This is a genomic window from Winogradskya humida, from assembly GCF_016862215.1.
Taxonomy (GTDB): Bacteria; Actinomycetota; Actinomycetes; order Mycobacteriales; family Micromonosporaceae; genus Actinoplanes; species Actinoplanes humidus.
Genome location: NZ_BOMN01000086.1, coordinates 106,317 through 121,241 on the forward strand (window position 1 = coordinate 106,317; position 14,925 = coordinate 121,241).

Sequence of the window (14,925 nt, forward strand, 5' to 3'; positions counted from 1 at the left end):
GTCCCGTTCTCTCGGGGCGCCCCGCTCTGCTCTTGTCTCCGGCTGGTACGGGCGGGGCGAGGTGCTGCGATCCGGCTGGGCTCAGTGGGGGCGTACAGCGTTGATGGTGTGGCTCAGGGTCGGCTCGAAGCGGGCTCTCTCCGCCTGAGAGATTCCATTACGGCGAGCGATCGGATCCCAGTTGTCGGCGGCCTCCGCTACTTCACGGAGGATGGCGTGGGCCTGGCTGTCCGTTAAGCCGAAACTCTCTGCGTACACGAGGAGTGCATTGACCTCGTCGGCCGGACGGGTTGCTCCGCCGACGCTGGTTACGCGTTGCGCCGCAAGCTCTGGGTTGGGGTTGACGTCGAAGGCGGGGGCCAGTCTCCAACCGGAACCTCGGTCGTCGCGCACTGACGCCTTGGGCCGAGCGCCACCGAGTGAGCCTGTCCCGGCGTCCAGGAGCGTCTTGATCGCATCCAGATTGTCCGGCTCGTCGCGGGCGACAGCATTGGCGGCATACAACAGCGAGGGAAGGGCGATGAGCTTCGGTACGTCCGGCGCCGGGTGCTGGAACTCGTCACCGGCATCTGTCTTGAATCGCAGCGCGCCTTGCCGTGTCTCATCGCTCACTCCGAGCAAGTAGTCCCGGTCGTCAAGAGTCGGCACGGCCCGGCTCTCAGCGCTGGCCTCGGCGCGAAGACGCTTGGCGATCAGATTCCGGCCCCACCGGTCGGGTGCTGCATCGCTGAAGGCCCCGGGGAGTCCTTGAGGCAATGGCCATGAACCCGTTGTCAGGCGCAGTGCCGGGTCGACGGCATAAGCGCCAGGTAGCGCGACGTAGCCGCGATCGTAGGAGAAGGTCGATGTCAGCCGGCCGCGGCGGAAGTTGAAGTGGGTATCCCCGGCAGCGATGGTTTTTCCGCCGAGTTCTACATAGCTTCGGATGCGGCTCATGTGCGCACCCGCGTCGGCAGGGTCTCGTCGGCACGGGCGCGACCGAGGTCGGTCTCATAGGGATCTGTGGCGGTCACCAGAGCGTCCAGCACGCCCAATGCCCAAGCGACGCCCAAGAATGCCTGTAAGCCGACACCGGTGTCTCCGGTCTCGATCCGGCGCAGGGTGTTCCGGGATATCCCAGCTCTCTCGGACACCTGTACAGCGGTGAGCCCTTGGAGCTTTCGCCACGCCGTGAATTGCTCGCCAATACTCCGAGCGGCTGCGTTTACGCGAGCAGAGGGTCGAGGCATGGCCGCTCCTTCGACGTAAAGGTCAAGATGCTGACCGATATACGGTTTAAGGGTCAACAACATGACCCTTAAAGGCAGCGGATCTCACGCTGCGCCTAAGGTGGAAGACTCTCTCGGCGTGCGGCCGACGCTAACAAAAGGGCCACCTCACCAAGCTCGGCCGCGTGATCAAATTTCGGCGCGGCCAACTTGCCCAACGGTAAGCCGCTGACACCAGATGCGGAACGCCCAGGACAGCAGCGCGCGCAACGGCGGCACGGGTGAAATCCAGCGGATTTCCGCCGAGGCGCTGGCACGTCACGGAGTCCGGGTTTGCACACCAAACAAATACCCGTGCGTCCTGCTCGACCAGCATCGTTGGGACTTGCTCGTCCAGGAGTCGCCTTACCAGGCCAGCCACCATCTGGCCGGGGATCCGGGGGCGGAGCCCCACGGCGTGGGGTCTGGGGCTCGTGCCCAGGAAATAAACGAGCGAACCAGGTCCGCGCTTCTCAGCGGACATGATTCGCTTTGAGTGAGTGCCCCCGGCAGGATTCGAACCTGCGCTTTCGCCTCCGGAGGGCGACGCTCTATCCCCTGAGCTACGGGGGCTCAGCGAGGCAAACTCTAGCAGCCCGCCCTGAAGCCCCGCCAACCGGATACGCGGCGCGCCCCCGTCGGGGTCAGTGTGGGGTGGTGCCGAAGGTCGAGCCCAGGGCGATGCTTGCCGTGTAATCGAGCTCGCCGGGGGAGAGCTGGATGCGGGAGGGCCGCCACGTTGAGACTTTGCCGCCAGCCACCCGGGCGATGATGCACTCGTACTGAGCGGCCCGGAGGGCGACCCCCACCTTGCCGTCGCCTGACGCGAAGTCCTGGCGGATGGCGGGGTCGAGGTTGAGGGCGGCCACCGCGGCGCGGACCTTGGGTTCATCGGCCCGGCCGGTCAGGGCGGCTTTGAGGCGGTCGTCGACGCCGGTGAGGTCGGGGTCTTTCGCGATCTGCAGTGGGGCCGAAGGAGGGCAGGGGACGTCGTCTGTGCGGGTGTCGTCGTCGGGGCCCAGGTGGAAGTGGAAGCAGATGAGTTCGTGGCTGGTTTTGATGGTGTAGCCGTCCCAGCCTTTTTCGATGCCGTCGGCGGGGATGCGGACCGTGAGTTCGATGCCGCTCTGCCAGTGGGTTTCGCCGGTGAGGGACATGACCTCGACGCCTTCGAACTGGGCGGCCGTGTGGGCGTACTCGTCGGCTTTGTGCATCGCGTCGCGCTGGAAGGCTGAGTCGATGGTGTAGGCGGCGGCTGCCACGGCGGAGACGTGGGTCAGCTGTGGGCCGGGGTCGCCTGGTTTTCGGGCCAGGTAGGGGCGGATGACCAGGCCGAGGAGGAGGCTGGCGAGCAGGGTGACGCTCAGCGCGGCGACGGCGATCTTTGTGCGACGCGTCACGGGTGGGGAGTATTCCCGGGTACGCAGGCTGCTGCGTACCCGGGGGCTACTTGGTTTGGAGCTTTTTGAGCATGTCGTCGATCAGGGTGATTTCGCCCTGCTGGGACGCGACCATCGTCTGGGCGAGCCAGGTGACGTCCTTGTTGTCCGACTGGTCCAGGATTGCCTGGGCCATGTGGATGCCGCCGAGGTGGTGCTGGCGCATCAGGGTCAGGAACTGGATGTCGAGGTCGGGGCTGGTGGCTGTGCGGAGCTTGGCGAGCTGCTCCGGCGTGGCCATGCCGGGCATGAGGCCGTTCTGGACCGCGCCGGCTGAGTCGGGCATCCAGGCCATGGGGGCCTCGGAGCCGGTGGGGCTGAGGTTCCAGTCGCGGAGCCAGGCCTGCATGTAGTTGATCTGGCCGTGCTGGGTGAGGGCGATGTCGCCGGCGAGCGTCACGACGGCCGGGTTGGTGGAGTTGGCGTGGGCGATCATGGCCATCTCCACGGCCTGGGCGTGGTGGGTGCTCATGTCCCGCAGGAAGCCGGCCTCGGCCGAGGTGTCCTTCGGGGTGCCGTAGAGGCGGGGGATGAGGATGCCGCCCGCCGCGCCGACCAGCAGGCCGAAGACCAGGACGGCGGCCAGCCAGATCGGCCCGAACCGCAGTGGGCGGTTCGGGGCCGAGCCGTTGACCGCCGCGGCGGCCGGGGCAGCCGCGTCCGGGTCGGTGGAGACGGTCATCAGGAGCCGGTGGCGCCGGTGGTGGCTGCCGCGACCGGGTCGGAGGTGGTGTTGCCGCCGGAGCAGGCCGCGCCGGGCTCCATGGAGGCGTTCAGGCGGGCGCTCTTGATGAACGCGTCGATGCGCGAGTCGTCGGCGTTGTCGACCTTGAGCTGGTAGCCCCAGACCTGCAGCGAGACGTTCTTGTCCAGGCCCGCGATCGGGCTCATGAGCATGTAGTCCTTGCCCTCGACCTTGGACTGCAGCTTGGCGACCTGGTCGGCCGCGAGGCCCTGCTTGTACGTCACCCAGACGGCGCCGTGCTCGAGGCTGTGGACCGCGTGCTCGTTGGCGATGGGCTCGGTGTAGACGTCGCCCATGCAGTTCTGCCAGGTGGGGTTGTGGTCGCCACCCACCGGCGGGTTCGTCACGTAGGTGAGCGTGCCGTCCTTGTGGTTACGCGAGTCGATCAGCGCGTTCTTCTGGGCGCGGTAGTCGGTCACGCCCTTGATCGCGTTGACCTTGTCCTCCCAGGAGCCGCCGCCCTTGACCGAGGCGAAGACGCCGTAGCCGATGATGCCGACCGCGAGCAGGACCACGACGCCGGCGACGGCGATCGGGCCCCAGTTGCGGCCCCCGCTGACCTTGACCGGGGTGACGACCTTCTTGCCCTTGCCGGTGGGTCGCGACGGACCGGCCTTCTTCGACGAGGCGACGGTCTTCTTGGCGACAGGGGGCTTGCCCTGGCCGGACGTCTTGTCGACCTTCACGGAGGACGGGGTCCGTTCGGGCCCCGGGGTGCTCATGCTCATCGTGCCTCGTCAATTCATGGGGTTGGCCGGCATGGGGTTGGTCCGCCCGGGAACGCGTGCAGGCCCCTGATACGCCGCCGGGCGCCAAAGTCTACCCGGATAGCATGGCTCGGTGACTCCTGCTGACCTCGCTTCCACCGTTCTCACAGCTGCGCGTGCCGTTTTCGTCACTCGCGGCCTCGACGTCGCCCTGTTGCCGGAGACGACGACGGTGGAGCGACCCCGCAACCCCGAGCACGGCGACTATGCGTCGACCATGGCCATGCAGCTCGGTAAGAAGGCCGGCGTTCCCCCGCGTGAGCTGGCCGGGGCGCTCGCCGAGGAGCTGAGCAGCCAGCCGGGGATCAAGTCGGTGGAGATCGCGGGGCCGGGCTTCCTCAACATCCGGCTCGACGCCGCCGCGGCCGGGGTGCTGGCGCGCGAGGTGGTGCTGGCGGGCCAGGAGTACGGCCACACCGAGCGCCTCACCGGTCAGCGCATCAACCTGGAGTTCGTCTCGGCGAACCCGACCGGGCCGGTGCACATCGGCGGCGTCCGCTGGGCGGCGGTCGGTGACGCGCTGTCCCGGCTGCTGCGGGCCTCCGGCGCGGACGTCGGCACCGAGTACTACTTCAACGACGCGGGCTCCCAGATCGTTCGTTTTGCCAGCTCGCTCCTTGCCGCGGCGAAGGGCGAGCCCGCGCCGGAGGACGGCTACGGCGGCGCGTACATCTCGGAGATCGCCCAGGCTGTCCTGGCCGAGGCGCCCGACGTGCTGAAGCTGGACGAGACCGAGGCGCTGGAGACGTTCCGCCGGGTCGGCGTCGAGCTGATGTTCGCCGAGATCCGCCAGTCGCTGACCGACTTCGGGGTGCGGTTCGACACGTACTTCAACGAGAAGGACCTGCACGAGCGCGGCGAGCTGCAGGAGGCGCTGGACCGGCTGCGCGCGCAGGGTCACATCTACGAGTCCGAGGGCGCGACCTGGCTGCGGACCACCGAGTTCGGGGACGACAAGGACCGGGTGCTGCGCAAGTCGGACGGTGACTGGACCTACTTCGCAGCGGACTGTGCGTACTACCTGGACAAGCGCAAGCGGGGCTTCGACCGGGTCGTGATCATGCTGGGCGCCGACCACCACGGTTACATCGGCCGGATGAAGGCGATGTCGGCGTGCTTCGGCGACGACCCGGCGGTCAACCTCGAGATCCTGATCGGCCAGCTTGTCAATCTCGTACGAGACGGCGAGCCGGTCCGGATGAGCAAGCGCGCCGGCACGGTGGTGACGCTGGAGGACTTCGTCGACGCGCTCGGCGTCGACGCCACGCGGTACGCCCTGGCCCGCTACTCCTCCGACTCGCAGATCGACATCGACGTCGACCTGTGGACCCGGGCGAAAAGCGACAACCCGGTCTATTATGTGCAATATGTCGCAGCCCGGACCGCGAGTGTCGCCCGCCAGGCCGCGGAGGTCGGGCTGACCCGCGGCGAGCCGGCTGACTTCCGGCCCGAGCTGCTGGTCCACGAGAAGGAGAACGACCTCCTCAAGGCCATCGGCGAATACCCGGCGGTCGTCGGCAGCGCCGCGGAGCTCCGCGAGCCGCACCGGGTCGCGCGCTACCTGGAGGATCTGGCGGGGGACTACCACCGCTTCTATGACAAGTGCCGGGTGACCCCGATGGGCGACGAGGAGATCAACGACCTCCACCGGGCCCGCCTGTGGCTGAACGACGCCACTCGAACGGTGATCGCCAACGGTTTGGGACTGCTGGGCGTCTCCGCGCCCGAGAGGATGTAGGTCATGCGGGCACATGAGGCCGGAGCGCTGCACGGCGACATCGGCAACCGGGGGCCGGCATGGCTGCGTAGCCCGGAGGACGTCAATGCCCTCGTGCCGCAGCTGTGGCCGCGCACGGTTGTGCGTACCGATGAAGGGGTCCTGGAAGTCGGTGGCGTGAGCGTCACCGACCTGGCCGCGGAGCACGGCACGCCGGCTTATTTCCTGGATGAGGACGACCTGCGGGCCCGCTGCCGGGACTTCAAGGAGGCCTTCGCCGACGCCGACGTCTACTACGCGGGCAAGTCGTTCCTGTGCAAGGCCGTGGTCCGGATCGTCGACGAGGAGGGGCTCTTCCTCGACGTCTGCTCCGGCGGCGAGCTGGCGGTCGCGCTCGCGGCGGGCTTCCCGGCCGAGCGGCTGGGCTTCCACGGCAACAACAAGTCGGTCTCCGAGCTGCGCCGGGCGCTCGACGCGGGTGTCGGCCGGATCATTCTCGACTCGTTCCACGAGATCGACCGGCTCACCGAGCTGGCGCGCGAGGCCGGCAAGCGCCCCGCGGTGCTGATCCGCGTGACGGTCGGTGTCGAGGCACACACGCACGAGTTCATCGCGACCGCGCACGAGGACCAGAAGTTCGGGTTCTCGCTGGCGGGGGGCGCTGCCTTCGAGGCCGCGACACGGGTGCTCGACGACGGCGTGCTCGACCTGCGCGGGCTGCACTCGCACATCGGCTCGCAGATCTTCGACACCTCCGGGTTCGAGGTCGCGGCGCGCCGGGTGCTCGGTCTGCAGGCGCAGATCCGTGACGCGCGGGGCGTCGAGCTGGCCGAGCTGGACCTCGGCGGGGGCTTCGGCATCGCGTACACCACGCAGGATGATCCTTCTCCTGCCTCGGACCTCGCCAAGCGCATCAACAAGATCGTCGACGCGGAGTGCCAGGCGGAGTCGCTTCAGCGGCCCAAGCTGTCGATCGAGCCGGGCCGGGCCGTCGTGGGACCCGCTGTTTTCACTCTGTACGAGGTCGGCACGGTCAAGAACGTCGACGGCATCCGTACGTACGTGAGCGTCGACGGCGGCATGAGCGACAACATCCGCACGGCCCTCTACGACGCCTCCTACTCGGCGACACTGGCCGGACGGGCCTCCACCGAGCCGCCTATTCTCGCCCGCGTCGTGGGAAAGCATTGTGAGTCCGGGGACATCGTCGTGAAGGATGAATTCCTGCCCGCCGACGTGCAGCCCGGAGATCTTGTCGCGGTGCCCGGAACGGGTGCGTATTGCCGGAGCATGGCCAGCAATTACAACCATGTGCCCCGGCCGCCGGTCGTCGCCGTCCGCGACGGCGCCTCCCGGGTGATCGTGCGCCGGGAGACCGAAGATGATCTGCTCGCATTGGATGTGGGATGAGCTCTGGTAAGCCTGCGGTCCGTCTAGCCCTGCTCGGCTGCGGAACGGTCGGTAGCGAGGTCGTACGCCTGCTGCACGATCAGGCCGAGGACCTGACGGCCCGGATCGGGGCCCCGCTGGAGGTGGTCGGCGTCGCCGTCCGCCGGCTGGGTCGCGAGCGCGGCAACCTCCCGATCGACCCGGCGCTGTTCACGACCGACGCGCTCGGCCTGGTCAAGCGGGACGACGTGGACGTGATCATCGAGGTGGTGGGCGGCATCGAGCCGGCCCGGACCTGGCTGACCGAGGCGCTGCGGGCTGGCAAGAGCGTGGTCACCGCCAACAAGGCGCTGCTCGCCGAGGACGGCGCCTCGCTGCACGACGCGGCAGCCGAGGGCGGGGCCGACCTCTACTACGAGGCCTCGGTCGCGGGTGCCATCCCGCTGCTGCGCCCGCTGCGCGAATCGCTGCACGGTGACCGGGTCACCCGCGTCACCGGCATCGTGAACGGCACGACCAACTTCATCCTCTCGTCGATGGATGCCACCGGCGCGGGCTTCGGCGAGGCTCTGGAAGAGGCGACCGAGCTCGGGTACGCCGAAGCCGACCCGACGGCCGATGTCGAGGGCTTCGACGCCGCCGCGAAAGCCGCCATCCTCGCCTCCCTCGCGTTCCACACCCGGGTGACCGCCGCCGACGTGTTCCGCGAGGGCATGACCGGGGTGACCGCCGCGGACATCGCGAGCGCCAAGGAGATGGGCTGCACGATCAAGCTGCTGTGCATCGCCCAGCGCGGCCCGGACTCGACCGGCCAGGAGTCGGTGAGCGTGCGCGTGCACCCGGCGATGATCCCGCTCTCGCACCCGCTGGCCGGCGTCGGCGACGCGTTCAACGCGGTCTTCGTCGAGGCCGAGGCCGCGGGGCCGCTGATGTTCTACGGCCGGGGAGCGGGTGGTACGCCCACCGCGTCCGCGGTCCTGGGAGACATCGTCGCGGCGGCCCGTAACCGGCTCTCCGGCACCCGTGCGCCTAGCGAGAGCGCCTACGCCCACCTGCCGATCCGCCCGATCGGCGAGGCGGTGACGCGCTACCACATCAGCCTCGACGTGGCCGACAAGCAGGGCGTGCTCGCCAGCGTCGCGGGTGTCTTCGCCGACAACGAGGTCTCGATCGCCACCGTGCGCCAGTCGGGCCGCGACGAGGACGCGACGCTGGTCATCGTCACGCACGGCGCACCGGACGCCAACCTGCACGCCACGGTGGAGGATCTGCGCGCGCTGCCGATCGTCCGCTCGATCGCCAGCGTCCTGCGGGTCGAGGGCGGATCGTAAGTCCCGAATAGTGGACGCACCATCTCGCCATTCGGAGAGCTGGTGCATCCTTGACGCAGCTTAGGGAGAGGAAAGACCATGTGGCGGGGACTCATTGAGGCTTACCGTGACCGGCTGCCGGTCACGGCGGCCACCCCGGTGGTCACGCTGCACGAGGGCAACACGCCACTCGTGCCGGCTCCCGTGCTGTCGCAGCGCGTCGGCGCCGACGTCTACCTGAAGGTCGAGGGGGCCAACCCCACCGGCTCCTTCAAGGACCGCGGCATGACGATGGCGGTCTCCAAGGCGGTCGAGGACGGCTCCAAGGCGATCATCTGCGCCTCGACGGGCAACACCAGTGCATCAGCCGCAGCGTACGCAGCCCGCGCCGGCATCACCTGCGCGGTGCTCGTCCCCCAGGGCAAGATCGCGATGGGCAAGATGGCCCAGGCGCTCGTCCACGGTGCCAAGCTGCTCCAGGTCAACGGCAACTTCGACGACTGCCTGGCGCTGGCCTCGAAGCTGTCGCAGGACTACCCCGTGTCGCTGGTCAACTCGGTCAACATCTTCCGGCTGCACGGCCAGAAGACGGCGGCCTTCGAGATCGTCGAGGCGCTCGGCACGGCCCCCGACATCCACTGCCTCCCGGTGGGCAACGCGGGCAACATCTCCGCGTACTGGATGGGCTACCAGGAGGACCACGCGGCGGGCACCATCGCGAAGCTGCCCCGGATGTTCGGCTTCCAGGCCGCCGGCGCCGCCCCGATCGTCAACGGCCAGGTCGTCCCCGAACCCTCCACCATCGCCACGGCGATCCGCATCGGCAACCCGGCAAGCTGGACCAAGGCCCTGGACGCCCGCGACGCCTCGGGTGGCCTGATCTCCGCCGTCACCGACCGCGAGATCCTCACCGCCTACCGCCTGCTCGCCCGCGAGGTCGGCGTCTTCGTCGAGCTCGGCAGCGCCGCCAGCGTCGCGGGGCTGTTGCAGCAGGCTGCCGCCGGCCAGATCCCGGCCGGCGCGACCGTCGTCTGCACGGTCACCGGCAACGGCCTCAAGGACCCGGAATGGGCCATCTCCACGGCCCCCGCCCCCACCACGATCCACAACGACGTCCTCGCCGCCGCCCGCGCCCTCGACCTCGCCTGACCGCACTCACGCCGAGCCTGACCTGACCTGGCCCGGCCTGACCTGGCCCGGCCCGGCCCGGCCCGGCCCGGCCTGACCTGGCCCGGCCCGGCCCGGCCTGACCTGGCCCGGCCCGGCCCGGCCTGACCCTCGGCCGGCCTGGCCGCATTCACCAGAGGTCGAGCTGCCCGGGGATCTCGTCGGTGACCCGGTCAGGGAGCTGCCACAGCCGCACGGTGGCGTCCCGTCCACCGGTCAGCCAGCGGCCGCGCCCGTCGGTGGCCGTGATGGCGTTCTGGACCATGTCGATGCCGTAGTCGATGTCGGCCTGCCGGCGCAGATTGCGGGTGGCAAGCAGCAGATGGTCTTCGAAGTCGTCGCCCCAGTCGTCGGTGCTGACGGCGACGAGCACGAAGTCGTCGCTCACCAGCGCGGCGGCCTCCATCAGGCGGTAACCGCTGTCACCGGCGACCTCGGCGGGATCGCAGGCGGCCATGATCGCGCCCGTGGCCAGGTCGCGGATGGAGATCTCCGGAACGTCGTTGTGCGGCAGGGTCAGGTAACGGCCCCCGTCGGTGGTGAGGCCGGCGAGGAGCCCGCCGGGGATGTTGCGCCCCTGGATCCGCCCGTCGGCTAGCCACGTCAGGTAGTTGAGTGGGGTGTCCTGTCCCATGGCGACGTGCAGGCCGAGCCGCTTCCGATCCGGATGAGGGTGGAAGTAGGCGGCACCCACCGAGGAATCCAGCCGGGCGCGGTCGATCTCCTCGCCCGTCGCCGGGTCATAGGCGACCAGTTCGTCACTATCCGGCAGGTACACCCACAGGGTTCCCTGGGTGTCGAGGTGACAGTTCGGCTGATTGGGCAGGCCGCCGGTCTGAATCGTGTGCTGCCGTCGCCAGAGCGTTGTGCCGGACAGGTCGCAGACGACGAGTTCGTCGTGGGTCACTGCCGCCAGGTGTTGCTCGTTGACGCTGACCATGGATCGCTGCGCCGTCACGGGGAGATCGATTCGCGTGACGAGGCGCAGATCGGCGTCCAGGACGGTCGCCGATCGATCTTCGGGATGATGGGCCAGCCACCCGCCGCCGGCCAGGTGAGTGACCCAGCGGGGAGCCGCGAGGGGGACCTCGGCGATCAGGAGTGGACGCACCGGTCTGTGTCAGGTATTGGCTGATGGGCTTCTGCCGAAGATCTCAGCGGAGTCCACGGAGGCCTGGACGATATCGGCGGCGACGTCGGCCGTGATTTCGGCGGTGATTTTTTCGGCGGCTTCGGTGGTGGTCTCCTCGACGGCGACGCGGATCATGGCCTGCAGGCCGTCGCTGACGGTTTGGAGCTCGGCGGCGGTGAGGCGGTTGAGGAGGCGGTGCTGCTTCTCGGCGCCGGCGTTGATGATTTTGCCGATGGTGGTCTTGCCGGCGTCGCTGAGGCTGATGCGGCGGACCCGGCGGTCGTGCGGGTCTTCGGCGCGGGTGGCGAGGTCCTGGGTGACGAGGCGGTCGACCATGCCGCTCAGCGTGGCGAGGCTCACGCCGAGGAGGCCGGCGAGCTCGCGGCCGGACGTATCACCCAGCCGGTACAGCAGCATCAGGATCTTCAGCTGCTGCATGGTCAGGTGGGTGGAGAAGAGCGGGTCCGATCGGTCGTACGCGAAAAGGTGCTGGAGCTGCTCCTGCGCGCCCATAATGTCGGCGATGAGGCGTTCGTTCCCGGTCATCGCACCTCCCGTGTTGCGCGCTGATGGCCATGCAACGTCCATCTCGTGACGGGACGCTACCAGCGGCCCCCAGCGAAAAAACATTTGTTCGCGTCAGGCAAACTATATGTCTTGACCGAACTTTTCGGGGGAGCGCATGTCATTTCTGACCAGGCTCAGTCTCGCGAACCGGGGGCTGGTTGCCCTCATAGCCGTGGTGATCACCGCCTTCGGCATCTACTCGATACCGTCCCTCAAGCAGCAACTGCTGCCCTCGCTGGAGTTTCCCGGCGCGTTCATCGGGGCGGTCCTGCCCGGTGCCAGCCCGGAGATCATGGAAGAGCAGGTCACCAAGCCGATCGAGGACGCCGTCAAGGGCGCCGACGGACTGGACTCGATCACCTCGACCACCAGTGAGGGCTCGGCGACCATCCAGGTCACGTTCGAGTTCGGCACCGACATCGACAACGCGGTCAACCAGCTGACCACGTCGGTCAACCGGATCCAGTCGCAGCTGCCGGACAACGTCGAGCCGACGATCTTCGCCGGTGGCACCGACGACATCCCGGCGATCATCCTGGCGGCCTCGGGCGGCGCCGACGAGAGCGACCTGGCGAAGCGGCTCAACGAGTCCGTCGTGCCGGAGCTCAACGCGATCGACGGCGTGCGGGACGTGCAGGTCACCGGCGTGCGTACCCAACAGGTCGTGATCAAGCCCGATCTCGCCAAGCTGGGCGCCGCCGGGGTCAGCCCGCAGGGCATCATCACGCTGCTGCAGAGCAACGGCATCTCGATCCCGGCGGGGGCGGTGACCGACGGCACGCGCACGCTCAGCGTCCAGGTCGGCTCCGCGATCACGTCGCTCGACCAGCTCAAGGGCCTCTATCTCAGCGGCGCCCGGGGTCCGGTCGAGCTCGGTGACGTCGCCACGGTGACCAGCGAGCTCGCTACGGCCACCTCGTTCACGCGTACGGACGACGTCGAGAGCCTCGGCATCGCCGTCACCGCCTCGCCCGACGGCAACCCGGTGGCGATCTCCCACGAGGTCCGCGACCAGCTCGACGAGCTCGAGTCGTCGTCCGGTGCGAAGCTGACCGTCATCACCGACCAGGCGCCCTTCGTCGAGCGCTCAATCGAGAGTCTCACCACCGAGGGCCTGCTCGGCCTGGTCATGGCGATCATCGTCATCCTGATCTTCCTGCTGTCGGTGCGCTCCACGCTGGTCACCGCGGTGTCGATCCCGCTGTCCGTGCTGGTCGCGCTCATCGCGCTGTGGATCGGCGACTACTCGCTCAACCTGCTCACGCTCGGCGCGCTCACCATCGCCGTGGGCCGGGTGGTCGACGACTCGATTGTCGTTCTCGAGAACATCAAGAGACACCTCGGGTACGGCGAGGAGAAGGTGCACGCCGTCATGTACGGCGTGAAGGAGGTGGCCGGCGCGGTCACCGCCTCGACGCTGACCACGGTCGCCGTCTTCGCCCCGATCGCGCTCGTCGGCGGGTTCGTCGGGCAGCTGTTCGCCCCGTTCGCGATCACCGTGACCGTGGCGCTGCTCGCGTCGCTGTTCGTGTCGCTGACCGTGGTGCCGGTCCTCGCGTACTGGTTCCTGCGTCCCGCCGCGGGTGGCTCCGAGTCCGAAGAGGTCCGCAGGGCCGCCGAGGAGAAGGAGCTGCGCAGCCCGCTGCAGCGCGGATACCTGCCGATCATCAGCTGGGTCACCCGCAGCCGGGCCACCCGCTGGATCACCGTCGGCATCGGCGTGTTCGTGCTCATCGGCACGCTGGGCCTGGCGACCCAGCTCAAGACGAACTTCCTGGACGAGTCCGGCCAGGACACCGTCACGATCAGCCAGGACCTGCCGGTCGGCACCAGCCTCGCGGCCACCGACGAGGCGGCCAAGAAGGTCGAAGCGGTCCTCGCCGCCAACGGCGACATCGAGACCTACCAGGTCACGGTCGGCAGCGGCGACTTCAACCCGTTCGCCGGCTCCGGCGGGGCCAGTGGCGCCAGCTACAACGTGGCGCTGAAGAAGGACGCCGACTCGGTCAAGGTCTCCGACGACCTGAAGGCGAAGCTCGGCGCGATGTCGGACATCGGCGACGTCACCGTCGGCAGCGACAGCGGCACCGGTTTCAACGGCAGCGCGCTCGCCGTGGTCGTCAAGGCCAGTGACCAGGAGGCGCTGACCACGGCGACCAAGCAGGTCCAGGACGCGATGTCGGCCACCGCCGACGTCACCGACGTGAGCTCTACGCTCGCGGCCAGCGTGCCGCGGCTCGACGTCGAGGTCGACCGGGAGGCCGCCGCCAAGGCCGGTCTCACCGAGGCCGCGATCGGTCAGTCCGTCGCCGGGGCGTTCCGCTCGGCGCCGGCGGGTCAGATCAGTGTGGACGGTGCCGGCCGGGACGTCGTCGTGACGTTCGGTAGCCCGCCGGCCGACGCTGCCGCGCTGCGCAAGCTGCAGCTGACCACCCCGGCGGGCAAGCAGGTCTCCCTCGACAGCGTCGCCCAGGTCAAGGAGGTCGGCGGTCCTGAGGAGGTCACCCGGATCGACGGGAACCGCAGCGTCACGGTCAACGGCACCGCGACCGGCTCGAACGTCGGCGCCACGACCACGGCGTTGAAGTCCAAGCTCGCGGATCTGAAGCTGCCGGCCGGGGCGTCGTACGAGATCGGCGGTGTCAGCCAGGACCAGGCCGACGCGTTCCGCCAGCTCGGCCTCGCGGTGCTCGCGGCGATCGCGATCGTCTTCGTGATCATGGTCGCGACGTTCCGCAGCCTGCTCCAGCCGCTGGTGCTGCTCGTCTCGATCCCGTTCGCGGCGACCGGTGCCATCGCGCTGCTGCTGCTGACGGGGACGCCGCTGGGTGTGCCGGCGTTGATCGGTGTGCTGATGCTGGTCGGGATCGTGGTGACCAACGCGATCGTGCTGCTGGACCTGATCAATCACTACCGGACGGCCGGGCTGGGCGTACGCGAAGCCGTGGTGGAAGGTGGACGGCACCGCCTGCGTCCCATCCTGATGACCGCGATCGCGACGATCTTCGCCCTGCTCCCGATGGCCCTCGGGCTGACCGGCGAGGGTGGCTTCATCTCCCAGCCGCTGGCCGTGGTGGTCATCGGCGGCCTGGTGAGCTCGACCCTGCTGACGCTGGTGCTGGTGCCGGCGATCTACACGATGGTCGAGAACACCAAGCTCAAGGGGCGTGAGCGCCGCAACCGCAGGCGGGCGAGGAAGCTCGGCACCGGTTATCCGGACGATGCTCCCAAGCACGCCGCGGACGACCCGCGCGGGGTCGTCGTCCCGGACGACGACGTCCCGGCTCCCGACTCGAGCGGCGGCGCCCACGAGGCACCGGTGCACAACGAGGCGTCGGAGCAGACCGCGCTGCGGGGTTACACGGACCAGTTCGAGGTCCTGAAGATGCCCCGCCGGCAGGTTGACCCGCCGACGGCGTGATCGTGCAGAGCTGACCGGCCGTCC

General features: G+C 68.8%; 12 protein-coding genes and 1 tRNA gene. 5 read left to right on the forward strand and 8 right to left on the reverse strand.

The features are described from left to right. Positions 1-81 precede the first annotated feature (81 nt). From Ahu01nite_RS29450 to Ahu01nite_RS29475, 6 genes are all read right to left on the reverse strand, one after another. On the reverse strand, positions 82-936 hold the full coding sequence (locus Ahu01nite_RS29450) for a HipA N-terminal domain-containing protein (RefSeq protein WP_203839914.1): 855 nt from the start codon (positions 934-936) through the stop codon (positions 82-84). Continuing rightward, a complete protein-coding gene (locus tag Ahu01nite_RS51700) occupies positions 933-1,292 on the reverse strand; it encodes a helix-turn-helix domain-containing protein (protein ID WP_307794594.1) in 360 nt (119 codons plus the stop codon). The genes Ahu01nite_RS29450 and Ahu01nite_RS51700 overlap by 4 nt, the downstream gene beginning before the upstream one ends. A 456-nt stretch (positions 1,293-1,748) precedes the next feature. Then, positions 1,749-1,820: transfer RNA gene (locus tag Ahu01nite_RS29460), tRNA-Arg, on the reverse strand. 71 nt (positions 1,821-1,891) lie between these two features. Next, on the reverse strand, positions 1,892-2,647 hold the full coding sequence (locus Ahu01nite_RS29465) for a hypothetical protein (protein ID WP_203839916.1): 756 nt from the start codon (positions 2,645-2,647) through the stop codon (positions 1,892-1,894). Positions 2,648-2,693: 46 nt separating this feature from the next. Then, on the reverse strand, positions 2,694-3,368 hold the full coding sequence (locus Ahu01nite_RS29470) for a DUF305 domain-containing protein (RefSeq protein WP_203839917.1): 675 nt from the start codon (positions 3,366-3,368) through the stop codon (positions 2,694-2,696). Next, a complete protein-coding gene (locus Ahu01nite_RS29475; protein WP_203839918.1) occupies positions 3,368-4,159 on the reverse strand; it encodes a thioredoxin-like domain-containing protein in 792 nt (263 codons plus the stop codon). Before Ahu01nite_RS29475 ends, Ahu01nite_RS29470 begins: the two co-directional genes overlap by 1 nt. 112 nt (positions 4,160-4,271) lie before the next feature. Between Ahu01nite_RS29475 and argS the strand changes: the two genes are divergently transcribed. The 4 genes from argS (at position 4,272) to thrC (ending at position 9,763) form a co-directional block, all read left to right on the forward strand. Then, positions 4,272-5,936, forward strand: coding sequence for an arginine--tRNA ligase (gene argS / locus Ahu01nite_RS29480; protein ID WP_203839919.1), 1,665 nt, complete (start codon positions 4,272-4,274; stop codon positions 5,934-5,936). Between the two features lie 3 nt (positions 5,937-5,939). Beyond that, entirely contained in the window at positions 5,940-7,325 is a 1,386-nt protein-coding gene (lysA, locus tag Ahu01nite_RS29485; RefSeq protein ID WP_203839920.1) for a diaminopimelate decarboxylase, read from the forward strand. Further along, positions 7,322-8,635 (forward strand): homoserine dehydrogenase, encoded by a 1,314-nt coding sequence (locus tag Ahu01nite_RS29490; protein ID WP_203839921.1) that lies wholly within the window; start codon positions 7,322-7,324, stop codon positions 8,633-8,635. The genes lysA and Ahu01nite_RS29490 overlap by 4 nt, the downstream gene beginning before the upstream one ends. Positions 8,636-8,713: 78 nt before the next feature. Continuing rightward, the gene (thrC, locus tag Ahu01nite_RS29495; protein ID WP_203839922.1) at positions 8,714-9,763 is read left to right on the forward strand and encodes a threonine synthase; all 1,050 of its coding nucleotides are present in this window, start codon (positions 8,714-8,716) and stop codon (positions 9,761-9,763) included. A gap of 148 nt (positions 9,764-9,911) precedes the next feature. Here thrC and Ahu01nite_RS29500 read toward each other — a convergent pair whose 3' ends face one another. Continuing rightward, the gene (locus Ahu01nite_RS29500) at positions 9,912-10,892 is read right to left on the reverse strand and encodes a PQQ-binding-like beta-propeller repeat protein (protein WP_203839923.1); all 981 of its coding nucleotides are present in this window, start codon (positions 10,890-10,892) and stop codon (positions 9,912-9,914) included. Between the two features lie 9 nt (positions 10,893-10,901). Further along, positions 10,902-11,459 carry a MarR family winged helix-turn-helix transcriptional regulator gene (locus tag Ahu01nite_RS29505; RefSeq protein ID WP_203839924.1) on the reverse strand — a complete coding sequence of 186 codons (558 nt, stop codon included), beginning with the start codon at positions 11,457-11,459 and terminating at the stop codon, positions 10,902-10,904. A 136-nt stretch (positions 11,460-11,595) separates the two neighbouring features. On the opposite strand from Ahu01nite_RS29505, the gene Ahu01nite_RS29510 reads away from it, so the two are divergent. Next, positions 11,596-14,901 (forward strand): efflux RND transporter permease subunit, encoded by a 3,306-nt coding sequence (locus tag Ahu01nite_RS29510; protein WP_203839925.1) that lies wholly within the window; start codon positions 11,596-11,598, stop codon positions 14,899-14,901. Positions 14,902-14,925: the final 24 nt, after the last annotated feature.